This is a genomic window from Natronocalculus amylovorans, from assembly GCF_023638035.1.
Lineage (GTDB): Archaea > Halobacteriota > Halobacteria > Halobacteriales > Haloferacaceae > Natronocalculus > Natronocalculus amylovorans.
On sequence record NZ_JAKRVX010000001.1, the window covers coordinates 703,262 to 717,860 of the forward strand.

Sequence of the window (14,599 nt, forward strand, 5' to 3'; positions counted from 1 at the left end):
CCAAATTAGCTGTGGGTGTCCGATGGCTCGATCGTGAGGCTCTCATCGAGCGACTGATGATGGACCATCACCCGATGGCCGGTATGTCGAGCATGCGTCCGTGCCCATCGTTTTGATGGTCGATCGGAGAGATATTCCTCACCATCTGGACACTGAGTACAGGTCACAATCCATGGGACAACATCATCCGGAAAGTGTCCGGTATGGCGTTTATGATCGAGTGCAAACTGTTCAACAGCCTGATTACCAACCTGTAGCTCGTCGAGTTCATAGGAGAGGTCCCACTCACCATTACAACGGGCGCACGTGATTGTCGGAACGTCATCGATCGGCTGGCGCTCTGCAGGGAGGTCGTTTGGATCGGTCATGGATCTGTTATGGAACGACACCGACAGTGAGAAGCGTCCCCCACGTTCGGTAGCGATCGATCATCGCGTCTCGTGTCTCCCAACGGTCCGTTGGGAACGCTGATTCCGGTGGAATTTCAATCTCGAGATCAGGAATCGTATCCTGTTCAGCAACGTGGAATCCAGCCTCGCGGAATGCGTCGCGATACTGGTCGCGACTCCAGCGAGTCATCGCAACGGAAATGTTGTCCTGCCAGCTATGAGAGGCGACGTTCTCCTCATAGTAGTTCACTGCACAGTAGACGGCTCCACCGGGACGGATGATACGCTGCAGTTCTTCGAGCGTATGTGCTGGATCTGCCGCGTAGTAGAACGCTTCCATCGTAAACACATGGTCGACGCTGTTATCCGCAAATGGGAGCGAGTCAAAGTCGCCAATTAGAAACCCGATCGAGTCATCGTCAGTGTAGTCTGCTGCGTTAGCAGCCATCTCTGGAGAGCCATCAAGCCCGTAGCCCCGGCCGATCGACTTTGTCTCTTTGAGTGCACGGAGCGCATAGCCGCTTCCCGTACCAAGGTCAAGAACGGTCTCGCCTGCTTCGATCGGCATTCGTGCAAGCACGTGCTTTGCGGTATGCCAATGACGCTCCTCCATCCCTTTATCTCGGCCATCGGTGGCCCAGTCGTCAAACTCCTCACGGACGCTCATATTGGGTAGTGGGCGGTGATCGGTTAAACGAGTTCGGCTTGCATCGACGAAAACAGCTACCTAACTGGAACTGATTATGAGAGTGTGAAATCGAGACCACGGCTCCCACCGATACAAGGGTTCAGAAAGCGTCGGCGTTTCAGAATTGCGGACTCAGCACAGCAGATTGTTGGTGGATTTTTGCTTGCAGGGCCGTTCGTCGTTACCGAAGAAGTATGGCTGCTTGCTGCGGGCATGAACCTCTGGCAAGCGTTCGCAACGATCGGAATTGTTTGTGCAATTGGATACGCAGCATTATACAAGGCAGATACAAAACGAGATCCAAGCGAAGAACAAGATATCGTTGGAATCCCAGTTCGGTTTCTCTCGTTGGTGTGTATCGCATTTGGATCTGTGTTAGTGCTTGCACTCTTATTTGACGCACCTGATACATTCTTGCTCGATAATGGCGCAACGACAGCCGAAACCGCGATAATTACATTCAAAGCGGTGAGCGTGGGCGCAGTGTTCAGTGTTGTCGGCGCTGCAACAGCGGATAGTGTATTTTAAATAGTTATGTTTTTGAATTGGTCATTTAGCATGAAGGATTAAGGCTATTCGGTGGGTGACAACCATATGGAGTATTCGCTTGCAATTGAGTCGGCACCAAAAACAATTCCAGGTGGCACAGGGCTTCTCTTATTACATCCAAGTATCGGTGAAACCGATCGGATCGACACGGATTTCCTGAAAACCGACACTGATCACTTCCTCGTTATTTCTACTCGGACGACCGCTCGGGAAGTCGAACAGAAACTTGAGCACTACGATGTCGACGAGTCACGAGCTGTGATTTTAGATACGCTCTCTGTTGAGCGAGGCTACTCGCGACGCTCCTCAGATCACGTCCACTACGTATCCTCACCGGACGATCTCAGTGGGATTGTTGAGCAGACCAGACGCTTTCTTGAATCACACGATGGAAAGGTGAGAATTAGTGTGGACTCGCTCACGGAGATGGCATATTACGCTGACGATGATGGCGTGTATGAAGCATCAAAACAGCTTCTGGCACTCCTCGAAGAAAACGACGCAGTTGGGATCTTCCACCTCTCAAAAGAGGTTCACGATGAGTCGACGGTTGCGAAATTCCGCGAACTGTTTGCTGGTGTTGTCGATCTCGATGAAGATGGGAGCGTCCACGTCGAGATGGCGGATTAATCTCGAAGCTGTGCAAACGTTTTTTCCGCCCATCGAACTGCATAGCTTGGCCCATGGTCGATGTATGCCGTTGTGTTAAGTGCGGAGAACGGTGCTGGTAGTTTGAGATCGTGTTTCATCGCTGAACAAGCATACTCTGTTGCTTCCGCAAATGTGAGTTTGCCGTGTGCGACCTCTCGGGAAAGCGAGTCAAGTCGGCCCTCAAGACGTTCTCCAGCGTCTACCCAACTTTCCCATAGCGCTGGATGCTCGGTTTCCCACGATCGAAACTCCGACCGTGTCTGCAGTCCGACCCAGCCGTCAAACAGCGCAGCCGCGAGCTGATACGTCTCTCCTGGAGAGAGTCCAGAGACCGCCGCAAGCTCACGGTATTGTTCGCCAAAGTACGGTAAAAAGTGCTCAGGCACAGCAAGATGTAGTTGTACGTATGCTTCTGCGAGCAGAAAATCAAGGAATGCATCTGGCGTTCCGGTTGCACGATGTTTCGTAAACACACATGGTGGTGTCGTCTGTGTTGTCCACATGACGGTCCCATCGCCTGGCATGCCGATCGTGAAATCGCTGCTCGCGTAGCGCTGTAACAGCTGTGGTGCATCGGACGGCAGCCACGACGCGGGATACTGTGCAGGAGAAAGCGACTCAACAACGAGCCCTAACTCTTCTGCAACCGCTGGTGGAAGCATCTCCGAATCAGTGTCAAGCGAGAAGGTGAGTGCATCCGGAGCGTACGCTTTGTGGACCGCAGAAAGCGGTTCTGAGAGCGATCGCTCTGTAAACATCTACGCGAGTGCGAACGACAGAATAATTCCAATCGACAGGACAGCTGAAACGGCGATCGTACCGAGCGTAATTTTGGTCGCTTTGCTCATATCCGTGTGGTATTGTGGAACGTGCTTAAAGGCTTCAGTATCGGTTGACGAGGGACAGATGGCCATGGTTTTATCGCCACCGCCGCCGAACGCATAGTATGCAAATTCGTGACGCGGTCGAAGCTGATGCGGAGGCGATCGCGGCAATGAGTGATGCACCTGTTGACGTGGTTCGTAATCTTGTACACGATCGAACAGTCCGGGTTGCTGCAGCAGATAACTCACGGGCGGCCGATCCGAATGTTGACGCTGGGGGTGCAGGAGCGTCGCTTTTGGGCTTCGTTAGTTTTGATGCAGCGGAGTCAACAGTGCATGTCACCCAGTTTGGTGGCCAGCGTGAGGCCTGTATTGAGCTCCTTGAAGAGCCAGTTCGATTCGCAACCGCTGAAGGGATGACTGTTGAGTTACTCGTTGAGGCTGGAAACGACGAGCGGAGCACCGTTGCCACGGACGCAGGATTCACAAAAGTTGGCGCTGGCCCACAATTTAACAATGCGGGGACGGTTCGATATCGGCTCGAGCCAGAGGGTTAGACGAATTTTCGTACGGTCATATTCAGCGTATCGAGATCGACGATCGGCGCATACCCCGAGTCAGGGTTAATATTGACGCTCTTTTGGAAATCAGTTTGTGCTTGCCAACAGCCGCTGTTTACCGCAAGCACATTGTGATATTTTCCCCAACCAATTTTGTGAACATGGCCGGTATGGAAAATATCCGGAACGTTGTCGATAACAAGATAATCCTGTGTTTCGGGTGCAAGCCGATTTCGGCCACCGTACTGTGGCGCAACGTGGCGTTTTTTCAAAAGGTGGTACATCGCTTTGTGGGACTCGTCGTAGCTTGCTTTCTCCTCGGGAAGTTCGGCAATCACTTCATCCAGTGAGACGCCATGATACATGAGCACAGAGACGTTTTCGATCGTCACCGTCGCTGGGTTGCTCACAATGCGCGCGTCGTGTATATCCATGATGTCTCGGAGCCTATCGTCGAATCCTGGCTGTGGTTCCGCAAGCCGGACTGCATCGTGGTTGCCGGGGATCATCACGATCTCCATATCGCCCGGGACTTCTTTCAGATACTCCGCAAACATTTCGTACTGGTCATAGATGTCAATGATGTCAAGTTCTTTATCTTGATTTGGATAGACACCAACACCCTCGACCATATCTCCTGCGATAAGCAGATACTCAACATGTTGTGCTTCTTCGCTATGGAGCCAGTCCGTGAACTGATGCCATGCCTCAGCCATGAACTCCTGACTACCGACGTGGATATCCGAGATGAGTGCGGCTTGGACGTGACGATCGGCGGTACTTGGTCGGTGCGTCCGCGGAACGTCCGGAAAGTGAAGCGAGTCAACAAACATAATTCCCGCATCATCAGAGAGCCGCCCTTGGACGGCAATACACTCGTCCATAAGGAGTTCGTTTACAAGCTCTGAGATGTTTTTGTCTTTGGTGACAAGACACGGAAATGTCCCTGTTGTGTCCTCAAGTTCGATCAACCAATGACCGCCTTTCGTCGATCGAACATCGTTCACCAACCCGATGAGTTCAGCTTCACTCCCACCAGGCATCTTCGAGATTGCCTTCGTCGGCCGGTGATTGACACGGCTACGGAGCAGTTTTGAGAGCCGTTCGTACCGATCGCGAAACGTCCGAACAAACTGTTTGTACTCGCCTGTCCCCGTACTTTGTCCGGTCATATCGTTTGCGATCGACAGCGATCGTAAGGAGATATCCGATGCTCTTCGATTGCCGCTTGTATCGATCTCTTCAGCATCATCAACAGCACTGGAATCCGTTGGGTCATCTCTCTTAGGCTGTTTGCTAGTAACCCCCTCGGTTTCAACTGGAGAATCGGCATCAGTTGCCTGGTTGGACTCGGTATTTTGAGCTTCTACTGGCGGCTCTTGTGGAGGGTCCTCAATAGGTGCACTGTCAATGACAGCACGGACATCTGTAACCGTAATTCGGAGTGTCTCTTCGCTTATATTCTCAAGCACGGCTCCGATGGCTTCTGGAGGGTCTGGAGCTCTTGCGAGGAGTGTTACTGCTTCCCGTTCAGCGTTGTATCCATGACGGGCAAGTGATTGCACAACGCTCGCTGGAGTCTCCGATGGCACACCCATTGCTCTGCGTGGAGTGACAAAAAGCGTAGCGAACTATTGATGCCTCGATAGGAGAAGCCCACCCAGAAAGTTCAAACCCCACCGAACAAAAGATGTGTCGATGAGTTCCGGGGACGAACCCGCGCCAGAGGATGAGCGTGACGTGCCAGCGGAGGATGACCAACACAAGTCACCGTCGGAGATGGAAACACCGCCTACCGGAACCGAAGTTGGAAATGATACTGAGACTGAAACTGGAGTTAACGCTTCTACAGACCCAGACCCAGACTCAAACTCAAACTCGATAGACGACGCAGTGACAACACAGACCGAGCCCATAACGTCCTCTTCTGGTGACCACGCTGAAGAAGATCAGCGATCAACGAGTGTCGATCCTCGTGCTGATCACGGATTCTTCTATCGCTTCTATCACGCAAATGATGGACCACTGATGTTTATTCGTGAGATCCTGCTTAGCGCATTAATTGTCTTACTTATTGGTGGACTACTGTTTGGGCTCAGTGGGGTGTGGCCGCCGATGGTTGCGATCGAAAGCGAAAGCATGGAGCCAAACATCCAAATATATGATTTGGTGTTTGTTACTGCTCCTGATCGATTCTCCCCAAGTGATGCAGATGAATACGGGGTGGTGACGCTTGAGCACGGCGAAGACGTTGGGTATGAGAGTTTCAATAAGCCCGGTTCTGTCGTCGTCTTTGATGAACCCGGAACCATTGGGCCACCAATTATTCACCGACCACATCTCTATGTCGAAGAGGGTGAAGATTGGAGCGATCGGGCAGATCCGGATGCATCAGGCGATCGATCCTGTTCAGAGATGTCCGCGTGTCCTGCACCAACTGACGGCTACATCACAAAGGGTGACAACAACGGCCGATATGATCAGGTGAGCGGAATTGCCCCAGTTGTCGAGGAAGACTGGATAACTGGTGTTGCGCGGTTCCGAATCCCATATCTCGGATGGATTCGGCTTGCATTCACTGGACAAGCCGTTCTGACGCCGACAATCCCGCTCTTTGGGATCGCCGCAGTTGGAAGCACTGTTTTAGGTCGAAAAACGTAGAGTAACCCCTTCGTTTCAACTGGAGAATATGCAGTATTGTCTTTTCGACTGTGGTTTCTATACACGAATGTGTATGATAGTATCAGTTATCGAATCGGGCTTGGACAAATGGTTGGACGGTTTCAATGTCTCCGAGCCGTGAGTCTGAGAGCAAAACTGCTTCGGTCTCATCAATCGGGACAGAGAGGCTGATCTCTTTTGTTCGGCCATAGCGACCTTTTGAAACAACAACAGCGTTGACGATTCCGAGCATATCCAGTTCGGAGATGAGGTCAGTTACACGGCGCTGAGTGAGCACATCTGCCTCTAGCTCATTGCAGATCCGTTTGTAGATATTGAATACTTCCCCAGTGTTGACATTGTGGACTCCGTTCTTTTCAAGCAGAATAATTGAGAAGAGGACAATCTTTGATTGGGTCGGAAGTGTTCGAACAACCTCCACAACTCGATCGAGTTCGATTTTGTCCTGTGCTTGTCGAACATGCGCCTCAGTAACCGTATCGGCTTGTCCACGCTCAGCGAGCTCGCCCGCGGTCCGAAGTAGGTCAAGTGCTCGACGTGCATCACCGTGTTCCTGTGCGGCAAATGCAGCACATAGAGGGATTACGTCTGACGTGAGGGCATCGTTTTTAAACGCAACATCCGCACGGTGTTGAAGAATATCGCGAAGTTGGGTAGCGTCGTATGGTGGAAACACGATTTCTTCTTCACCAAGTGACGATTTGACACGCGGATCGAGGAAGTCCGTGAACTTGAGGTCGTTTGAGATCCCCATAATCGAGATTCGCGAGTTTTTGAGTTCAGAGTTCATTCGTGATAGATTATAGAGCGTATCATCCCCTGATTTTTCAACGAGTTTGTCGATCTCATCAAGCATGATCACAACAACCCGTTCGCTATAATCGACTGCTTCAAAAAACGTTGTATAGACCCGATCGGTCGGCCATCCTGTCATCGGAACGGGCTCCATCTCTGCGGTATCAGATTCGAGTTCTTCGATCCGTGACTCAATCCCAGAAACGGTCGTAAACTGGGTCTCAGAAAGCGAAGTTTCGACGTCTATGTCAGTCTCGGTTACTTGTTCAATAAGCGACTTGAGTTCGGAAAGCCGGTTGTCGATCGCGTTTTTATTTTTTTCAATAAATTTGTTCGCCAGTTGCGCAAGCACGCGGTACTGTGTGTCAGTAACTTCACAATTGATATACTGGACTTCGCATGGAACATCATACTTCTGTGACGTTGACTCGAGTTCCTGACTTACAAATTTTGCACTCGCGGTTTTTCCGGTTCCAGTTTTTCCGTAAATGAGAATGTTTGATGGAGTTTCTCCACGCAGTGCTGAGACGAGGATCGTCGCCATCTGATTGATCTGATCTGTACGATGTGGTAGCTCGTGTGGCGTATATGATGGTCGAAGAACCTCTTTATTCTCGAAGATTGGCTCTCCAGCGAGCAGATCATCAAACAGTCCTTTATTTTCGTTTTCACCCTCGTTGAGCACATTATCAAAGTCGAACCGTGGGGAAGACCGATCGCGTCCTGTCTCTGCAGCGTCGATTTCGACAGTTTGGTTGTTGCCTTCGCGATCGGTCTTCTTGTTACGAGAGTCACTCACAACCCCTTTGTTTCGAGTGGAGTTCGACCGGTTTTGATCCTCAGCTGGGTCTTCGTCAGTCGATGAGTCGGTTGGTGGTGAATTATTCTTCGTAGTGTTGTCGGTGGTTTCGTCCATAGTACCCCCTCATTTCATGTGGAGCAACCCAACAACCAGTATAAAACACGCGATAGAGGTGCGTGGGGCGTGGATTCGGAGATAGATGTGAGTGTGGGTTGTCCAACTGATGCACTCGAAGCAGACGAAGAGGACCTACAAAAGTGTTATTTATTAACGATGACAAGCACGTTGAGATGGAGATACAGTTGGTTCTTACTCTATCAGTATTGCTGACATGTTTAATGTAAATTTCTATCTTTCAGATTGTGATCATCTTTCTCCGGGTAGTTGTAGACCGTTTGCATGCCATCCTAGTATTGAAAATATCGTGAGTATTTTGACCTAATTTCAGCTGGTGTCAAATCGTAATTGGTCTCAGTTGGTGTTAGGATCGATATTCTCGATAGTAAAGTATGAATTACAATGTACATACTCCACGGAATATCATTTGTACCGATTTGTCGTGGAATCGGTATACTACTGTCCTGTTAATGCTACCCACGGTGGACTAGCCCCCCACCCCTTTGTTTCTACTGGAACTGTCCGAGAGAGGGTACTCAATTTCGGCCGATAGCATCTGATAACCAACGGTTTTATATCTAAGTCTATCGAACAGTACCCTCGGTACTCGAAGAGACTTTATTTCACTATCAGTTATATTATTTTATTAGAGGTCGTGAATGAATAATAACACAACCACCGTTTCAGCTCAATCAAGGGGTTACCCCTTCGTTGGGTTCCACCCGAAACAAAGGGGTGGGGGGTGGAGACTGTGATTTAATCACCATTTAGGTATATTATCTGTCCCCGACGTTTTAACCGCTCACAAGCACAATTACTGCATGACATTATCTACCGCCCTTGTCGTCAACCGGTAAGCTTGGGTTAAAATGAACTCTGTCTGACGTAGTACTTAAGTGTGCACGGATTGGAAGATAGTTTCATACACCCCTCCAGTACCAGATCGATTGGGACGATGGGAGGCGTGGGAGGTTAGGATGGGTCTACTTACGAATCTCAAAGACAGCATTTCGAAGGTCACTGATCGGCTCTTCTCCGATAGCGAGCCAAAACGTATTGGAATCTATGGACCACCAAACGCCGGCAAAACAACGCTGGCAAATCGTATCGCGATCGACTGGGCTGGCGATACTGTGGGTCCTGAGAGTCATATTCCACACGAGACACGGCGCGCACGAAGGAAAGAGAATGTAACAATCGAACGGAATAGCCAAACCGTCACAATTGATGTCGTCGACACACCTGGTGTCACAACCAAGGTTGACTACAAAGAGTTCCTCGATCACGACATGGAGAAAGAGGACGCAGTTCGGCGATCGCGCGAGGCAACAGAAGGTGTTGCAGAAGCGATGCACTGGCTTCGTGAAGATGTTGATGGTGTTATATACGTGCTTGACTCAACAGCAGATCCGTTCACACAAGTCAACACGATGTTGATCGGCATTATAGAGAGCCGCGAACTCCCGGTTCTCATTTTTGCCAATAAAACGGATCTTGAGGGATCAAACGTCCAACGGGTCGCAAATGCGTTCCCACAGCATGAGACCGTTCCGCTCTCTGCACTTGAAGGAAACAACATGGACGAGGTATATGACAAAATTGCGGAGTACTTTGGATAGGATCATGCCGGAAGCAACACCAACAAACGAAGACGGGGTCAGGATTGACCTGATAAGCGGTGCCAGAATGGACGGGTTGGCAAGTATGGAAAAAATTAGACTCATTCTCGACAGCGTTCGAGAGGGAAAAATTGTTATTCTTGAAGCCGGGCTGTCACCGGATGAAGAGTCACGGCTTATTGAAGTCACAATGTCCGAGATCAACCCAGACGGATTCAGCGGGATTGAAATCGAGACATATCCAAGTACACAGGCCGCAAATCAGAGTTTCCTCGATCGCCTCATGGGCCGACAATCAACGAAGAAGCTCACAGTGATCGGACCAGCAAATCAGATTGAAACACTTCATAAAGATGAGACGCTCATTAGCGCGCTCGTTTCACACAAATAGTCACTACCGATGCCACACCAGTGCACTAACTGCGGTCTGACGTTCCCTGATGGTTCAAAAGAGATGCTTTCCGGGTGTCCAGACTGCGGTGGAAACAAGTTTCAGTTCCACCCTGGAAGCGTTGATCGAGTCGAAAAACAGACGACAGAGACTGTGAACGAAAACCCGGCAACACAGCGAACGCAGAATCCAGACCAACAACAGCCGTCGACAACGCAAAATCCAGACCAACAACAGCCGTCGACTGAACAGCCTCTACAGAGCTCCAGCGAAGCGACACAAAACAACACTAAGTCTGGATACACACCATGGCCATCACAGCGGAACACTGATGCTACGGACTCGACACCGTCACAGGCTCCAGATTCACCACCCACAGATTCTCCGAAACAGAACCAACCACCGAGTAAGACGCGTCAACAATCAACAGATTCTGACCCTGTGAGTGACAAACCGATCGATGCGGTCACGAATGATGCAGTTGTTGAACGATCGGATACACAGACAGAACTGGAAGCAGCCGAAACACCAGCCGAAGAGGACTCCGCGCAAGTTAGTGCTCGGACGGATGTCGTTTCAAACGAGGAACTTGCAGCCGCGCGTACCCAATCAGACACGACGGAATCGCAACCGGACGAGCCGTCACCGGATCTAGAACAACTTCGCAATGAACTCAACGAACAGTTCGAGAGCATCAAGATTCTCAATCCTGGCCAGTACGAAATTAATCTCATGGAACTGTACGATCGTGATGAGTACATTATATCGCTGCGAGAAGACGGCAGATACGTTATTGAAGTCCCAGATGGCTGGGGAATTAGCGATACTGACGAATAATATATAAGCGATATATACGGTACTGTAACATCCAGTTGAATTCCTGTTATTCATACATACCATCTAGTTAAATTTCTGTTTTGAATCGATCTCCACTGGAAACAAAGGGGTATGAACAAAGTTCACAACCAACGATAATTCAGCGGAATTGTTGAATCGGCAACGGTTGGAGAAGTGAACAACGTTATGCAGTTGCCCGCGTTACGATGGCGCATGACTGAGTTCACTGTCGGATACAGCAAACAGGTGGAGGAATGTTCATGCGAGTAGTTGCAAAGTTTGGAGGTACGAGCCTTGGAAGCGGTGACCGAATTAACCGTGCCGCAGACTCGATTGCAAAAGCGGTCGACGCAGGCCACGAGATTGCTGTTGTTGCGAGTGCAATGGGATCGACAACGGACGATTTACTCGACGAAATCCAGTTTGAAGCGGCCGACGCGGATCGGGCGGAGATTGTTTCAATGGGTGAGCGAACGAGCGTTCGGATGTTAAAAGCAGCACTTACCGCTCGTGGTGTTAACGCACGATTCCTAGAGCCAGGAACCAAAGAATGGCCAATCATTACCAATGATCTCGGTGAGGTCGATGTTGAGGCAACCGTTGCTCGTGCCGAAGAGCTTGCATCCGAACTTGACAATGTTGTGCCGGTAATCACAGGCTTCCTTGCACAAAATCACGATGGAGAGATAACTACACTGGGCCGTGGCGGCTCAGACACCACTGCTGTGATGCTTGGGAAGTACATGAACGCGGATGAGGTCGTTATTGTGACCGACGTTGAGGGAGTTATGACTGGTGATCCTCGTGTCGTCGAGGGTGCACGAAATGTTGGTCAGATCACGGTAGACGAACTCCGAAATCTTTCTTTCCGTGGTGCAGAGGTTGTCGCACCGAGCGCGCTCTCGTATAAATCGGGTGATATGGGAGTTCGCGTTGTTCATTATCAACACGGTGATCTACTTACTGGTGGGACTCGAATTGAAGGGCAGTTCGAGAATCTTATCGACATGCGCGAAACTCCACTTGCATGTCTGACTGTTGCGGGACGTGCGATGCGGAACCGGCCGGGAATCCTCGCAGAGCTTTCGACTGCACTTCGAGGATCAGACATTAACGTTGACTGTGTTGCAAGCGGAATGGACTCGATTACCTTCTACGTTGATGCAGAGGAATCAGAGGAAGCGGAGGCAGTTCTTCATGAAGAGGTTGTTGCAGATGAAACACTTTCGAGCATCACTGTTGATGATGGTGTTGCAGTCATCCGCGTAACTGGTGGGGAACTGCCGAACCGACCTGGTGTTGTCCGTGATATTCTTACACCGATCGCCGATGCAGGAATCAACCTCCACGATGTTATCACGAGTGCAACATCTGTTGCGCTGTTTGTCGACTGGGAGGACAGAGAAGACATCCTCGAAATCGTCCAATCCGAGTTCTGACAGCGGTCGTTGTACAGGTTTAGACGGTGGCGATGATAACTATACATCGTACATTCTTTTTATCCGCCAGATCACGATTTTTGTACTTTTAGCGTCCGTCCGCACAGTATTCTCCATACACCGTCGCTGAATATTTTCACAGTTTGGCTCATTATTCTTTTATGAACTCATCTCCCGATCGAGGTCGTCAAACGGTCCGATCGTACAAGGCAAAAGCAGTTGAACCAATCTCACTCCTCGCAAAACCGGATCGAGAGAGTGCACTCGAAACCGCGGGCTACAACGTGTTCAATCTTCAGTCGAAAGACGTCTACATGGATCTGCTTACTGACAGCGGCACCGGTACCATGAGCGATCGCCAATGGGCAGCACTGCAACAGGGTGACGAGTCGTACGCTGGCAGCCGAAGTTTTCAGCGACTTCAAAAGAGCGTCCAAGATGTCATGGGATTCGAACATGTCGTTCCGACACATCAAGGGCGTGGTGCGGAGAACGTCCTCTACGGTGTACTTGTTTCTGAGGGTGAGACCGTTCTCAATAATACACATTTTGACACCACACGTGCACATATTGCGGCACAAGGTGCGGACCCAGTTGATTGTCCACTCACCACCTCAGCCTCTACTCGGTTTAATGGTGATATGGATCTCGATCGTGCCCGAAACACAGTCGATAAAATCGGTCATGAGTTGGTCCCAGTCATCGTCCTCACCATTACAAACAACTCCATGGCTGGGCAGCCGGTGAGCATCCAAAATACCCGCGACGTTGCAGCGTTTGCAGCGGAGATTAATGCAACATTTGTGATTGACGCCTGTCGGTTTGCTGAGAATGCAGCGTTCGTCAAACGACACGAAGATGAGTTTACCGACGCAACCGTTGCTGAAATCGCTCGCGAACAGCTCTCGTATGCTGATGCAATCACCATGAGCGGGAAAAAAGATGCATTAGCAAACATCGGCGGCTTTGCTGCAATGAACGATCGGACACTCTTTGAGCGTGCAAAACAGCGAGCAACCTTGTACGAAGGATTTCCAACATATGGTGGCTTGGCAGGACGGGATCTGCATGCAATGGCAGTTGGCCTCAGAGAAGCAGTAACCAGTGAGTACGTGTTCGATCGGATCGATCAGGTTGCAGAGCTTGGGGGGCTTCTTCGTAACGCCGGCCTTCCGGTGTATGAGCCGTTTGGTGGTCATGCGGTGTACGCAAATGCAAACGAACTGTATCACCACATTCCACGATCGGAGTTTCCTGGTCAACGATTAGTTTGTGAACTGTACCGAGAGGGTGGTGTCCGAACCGTTGAACTCGGACAGTTCGCATTCCCGGGCACCGATCGACCGGACTTCGTTCGATTCGCACTCCCTCGCCGAACCTATTTCCGCGAGCATCTCGAACACGTTGCTCAAACTGCACGTCGAGTTATTTCGGCTGCAGACAGCACTGTTGGACTCACAGTTACAGAGACACCGGGAATGCCCGAGCTCAGACACTTTTCGGCACGACTTGAGCCTGTTTCGAATGCGGTTGAATCAACTGCTGACTAGCCACCGATACACCGATCGTACAGCTACTGCCCCGCAGAAAGGCGATCAGCAAGCGACGCTGGCAACCCGACCGCTTGTATCTCTGCAGCCACGGTTTCAATATCGTACGGAACACGATGTAGCTCAACAGCAAGCGTCTCTGTATCAACCACGGCATATGCTGCCCGTGGGTCGCGATCGCGTGGCTGCCCAACACTGCCTGGATTAAGAATTACTCCTCCGTCAACACGCTCCATTGCTTGCTTGTGTGTATGGCCCATAATTAGTATGGATGCCTCCGCTCGCTCCAATAGCTGTGAGGTAAATTGGTGTGGATAGACGTACCGATCGGGGTCAGACGGATGTCCGTGAACCACCAGTACATCACCATCTGTAAGCCGCTGCTCTGTCGGAAGCGACCGGAGCCATTCGACCTCGTCAGGCTGAAGCTGCTTTGTTGTGTACTCAATTCCAGCTCTCGCGCTTCCTGTAAAATTGAACGGCGTCTCAGCCGTGGCTGCTCGATCGTGGTTGCCTGCGATCGTCACATCACTGTTGTCTCGTACCCACCGGACGCACGTACTCGGCCACGGATTATATCCAACAATATCTCCTGCACAGACAAGCCGATCGATCGAAGGGAGATCATCATGAACCGCCTTGAGCGCTGGCCAGTTGCTGTGAATATCTGAGAGGACACCAAGCCGCATGCTCACTAGCTGTTGTC

The 14,599-nt window shown here is 50.6% G+C and carries 16 protein-coding genes; 9 read left to right on the plus strand and 7 right to left on the minus strand.

Translation table 11 applies throughout. The annotated features are described in order from the left end of the window. Positions 1-5 precede the first annotated feature (5 nt). Both AArcSt2_RS03770 and AArcSt2_RS03775 read right to left on the minus strand, forming a co-directional pair. A complete protein-coding gene (locus AArcSt2_RS03770; RefSeq protein ID WP_250582990.1) occupies positions 6-368 on the minus strand; it encodes a DUF8062 family protein in 363 nt (120 codons plus the stop codon). A 7-nt stretch (positions 369-375) separates the two neighbouring features. Continuing rightward, on the minus strand, positions 376-1,056 hold the full coding sequence (locus tag AArcSt2_RS03775) for a class I SAM-dependent methyltransferase (RefSeq protein WP_250582992.1): 681 nt from the start codon (positions 1,054-1,056) through the stop codon (positions 376-378). Positions 1,057-1,140: 84 nt separating this feature from the next. Here AArcSt2_RS03775 and AArcSt2_RS03780 point away from each other — a divergent pair, with 84 nt between their 5' ends. Beyond that, positions 1,141-1,605, plus strand: a complete 465-nt coding sequence (locus AArcSt2_RS03780) for a DUF2391 family protein (RefSeq protein WP_250582994.1) — start codon at positions 1,141-1,143, stop codon at positions 1,603-1,605. A 66-nt stretch (positions 1,606-1,671) separates the two neighbouring features. Continuing rightward, positions 1,672-2,256, plus strand: coding sequence for a DUF7090 family protein (locus AArcSt2_RS03785; protein WP_174652432.1), 585 nt, complete (start codon positions 1,672-1,674; stop codon positions 2,254-2,256). Here the strand turns inward: AArcSt2_RS03785 and AArcSt2_RS03790 are convergent. Both AArcSt2_RS03790 and AArcSt2_RS16790 read right to left on the minus strand, forming a co-directional pair. Further along, the gene (locus AArcSt2_RS03790; protein WP_174652431.1) at positions 2,253-3,035 is read right to left on the minus strand and encodes a DUF7089 family protein; all 783 of its coding nucleotides are present in this window, start codon (positions 3,033-3,035) and stop codon (positions 2,253-2,255) included. The two genes, AArcSt2_RS03785 and AArcSt2_RS03790, sit on opposite strands and share 4 nt — an antisense overlap. Then, entirely contained in the window at positions 3,036-3,125 is a 90-nt protein-coding gene (locus AArcSt2_RS16790) for a hypothetical protein (RefSeq protein WP_425493640.1), read from the minus strand. A gap of 98 nt (positions 3,126-3,223) precedes the next feature. Between AArcSt2_RS16790 and AArcSt2_RS03795 the strand changes: the two genes are divergently transcribed. Further along, a complete protein-coding gene (locus tag AArcSt2_RS03795) occupies positions 3,224-3,658 on the plus strand; it encodes a hypothetical protein (protein WP_174652430.1) in 435 nt (144 codons plus the stop codon). Here AArcSt2_RS03795 and AArcSt2_RS03800 read toward each other — a convergent pair. Beyond that, positions 3,655-5,253: a DNA-directed DNA polymerase II small subunit gene (locus tag AArcSt2_RS03800; protein WP_250582996.1), complete on the minus strand. Its 1,599-nt coding sequence runs from the start codon at positions 5,251-5,253 to the stop codon at positions 3,655-3,657. The genes AArcSt2_RS03795 and AArcSt2_RS03800 overlap by 4 nt on opposite strands. Before the next feature lie 106 nt (positions 5,254-5,359). Here AArcSt2_RS03800 and AArcSt2_RS03805 point away from each other — a divergent pair, with 106 nt between their 5' ends. After that, complete coding sequence (locus AArcSt2_RS03805; RefSeq protein ID WP_250582998.1) at positions 5,360-6,322, plus strand: S24/S26 family peptidase; 963 nt, start codon at positions 5,360-5,362, stop codon at positions 6,320-6,322. A gap of 82 nt (positions 6,323-6,404) precedes the next feature. Here the strand turns inward: AArcSt2_RS03805 and AArcSt2_RS03810 are convergent, their stop codons facing one another. Continuing rightward, complete coding sequence (locus AArcSt2_RS03810) at positions 6,405-8,054, minus strand: Cdc6/Cdc18 family protein (protein WP_250583000.1); 1,650 nt, start codon at positions 8,052-8,054, stop codon at positions 6,405-6,407. Positions 8,055-9,034: 980 nt separating this feature from the next. Here AArcSt2_RS03810 and AArcSt2_RS03815 point away from each other — a divergent pair. The 5 genes from AArcSt2_RS03815 to AArcSt2_RS03835 all read left to right on the plus strand — a co-directional run bounded on the left by AArcSt2_RS03815 (position 9,035) and on the right by AArcSt2_RS03835 (position 13,893). After that, positions 9,035-9,676: an Era-like GTP-binding protein gene (locus AArcSt2_RS03815; protein WP_174652426.1), complete on the plus strand. Its 642-nt coding sequence runs from the start codon at positions 9,035-9,037 to the stop codon at positions 9,674-9,676. A gap of 4 nt (positions 9,677-9,680) precedes the next feature. Then, a complete protein-coding gene (locus AArcSt2_RS03820; protein ID WP_174652425.1) occupies positions 9,681-10,067 on the plus strand; it encodes a DUF2073 domain-containing protein in 387 nt (128 codons plus the stop codon). Positions 10,068-10,076: 9 nt separating this feature from the next. Further along, positions 10,077-10,904, plus strand: coding sequence for an OapC/ArvC family zinc-ribbon domain-containing protein (locus AArcSt2_RS03825; protein ID WP_174652424.1), 828 nt, complete (start codon positions 10,077-10,079; stop codon positions 10,902-10,904). Between the two features lie 260 nt (positions 10,905-11,164). Beyond that, the gene (locus tag AArcSt2_RS03830) at positions 11,165-12,343 is read left to right on the plus strand and encodes an aspartate kinase (protein WP_174652423.1); all 1,179 of its coding nucleotides are present in this window, start codon (positions 11,165-11,167) and stop codon (positions 12,341-12,343) included. Between the two features lie 161 nt (positions 12,344-12,504). Beyond that, positions 12,505-13,893, plus strand: a complete 1,389-nt coding sequence (locus AArcSt2_RS03835; protein ID WP_174652422.1) for a tryptophanase — start codon at positions 12,505-12,507, stop codon at positions 13,891-13,893. A gap of 23 nt (positions 13,894-13,916) precedes the next feature. On the opposite strand, the gene AArcSt2_RS03840 is transcribed toward AArcSt2_RS03835, so the two are convergent. Beyond that, the gene (locus AArcSt2_RS03840) at positions 13,917-14,582 is read right to left on the minus strand and encodes a metallophosphoesterase family protein (RefSeq protein WP_250583151.1); all 666 of its coding nucleotides are present in this window, start codon (positions 14,580-14,582) and stop codon (positions 13,917-13,919) included. Between the last annotated feature and the right edge of the window lie 17 nt (positions 14,583-14,599).

Excerpts from the sequence above, each read along its gene's own strand:
- AArcSt2_RS16790 (WP_425493640.1), bottom strand. The coding sequence starts at position 3,125 with ATGAGCAAAGCGACCAAAATTACGCTCGGTACGATCGCCGTTTCAGCT.
- AArcSt2_RS03770 (WP_250582990.1), bottom strand. The coding sequence starts at position 368 with ATGACCGATCCAAACGACCTCCCTGCAGAGCGCCAGCCGATCGATGAC.
- AArcSt2_RS03785 (WP_174652432.1), top strand. The coding sequence starts at position 1,672 with ATGGAGTATTCGCTTGCAATTGAGTCGGCACCAAAAACAATTCCAGGT.
- AArcSt2_RS03805 (WP_250582998.1), top strand. The coding sequence starts at position 5,360 with ATGAGTTCCGGGGACGAACCCGCGCCAGAGGATGAGCGTGACGTGCCA.
- AArcSt2_RS03810 (WP_250583000.1), bottom strand. The coding sequence starts at position 8,054 with ATGGACGAAACCACCGACAACACTACGAAGAATAATTCACCACCAACC.
- AArcSt2_RS03830 (WP_174652423.1), top strand. The coding sequence starts at position 11,165 with ATGCGAGTAGTTGCAAAGTTTGGAGGTACGAGCCTTGGAAGCGGTGAC.
- AArcSt2_RS03840 (WP_250583151.1), bottom strand. The coding sequence starts at position 14,582 with ATGCGGCTTGGTGTCCTCTCAGATATTCACAGCAACTGGCCAGCGCTC.
- AArcSt2_RS03820 (WP_174652425.1), top strand. The coding sequence starts at position 9,681 with ATGCCGGAAGCAACACCAACAAACGAAGACGGGGTCAGGATTGACCTG.
- AArcSt2_RS03795 (WP_174652430.1), top strand. The coding sequence starts at position 3,224 with ATGCAAATTCGTGACGCGGTCGAAGCTGATGCGGAGGCGATCGCGGCA.
- AArcSt2_RS03825 (WP_174652424.1), top strand. The coding sequence starts at position 10,077 with ATGCCACACCAGTGCACTAACTGCGGTCTGACGTTCCCTGATGGTTCA.
- AArcSt2_RS03835 (WP_174652422.1), top strand. The coding sequence starts at position 12,505 with ATGAACTCATCTCCCGATCGAGGTCGTCAAACGGTCCGATCGTACAAG.
- AArcSt2_RS03790 (WP_174652431.1), bottom strand. The coding sequence starts at position 3,035 with ATGTTTACAGAGCGATCGCTCTCAGAACCGCTTTCTGCGGTCCACAAA.
- AArcSt2_RS03815 (WP_174652426.1), top strand. The coding sequence starts at position 9,035 with ATGGGTCTACTTACGAATCTCAAAGACAGCATTTCGAAGGTCACTGAT.
- AArcSt2_RS03775 (WP_250582992.1), bottom strand. The coding sequence starts at position 1,056 with ATGAGCGTCCGTGAGGAGTTTGACGACTGGGCCACCGATGGCCGAGAT.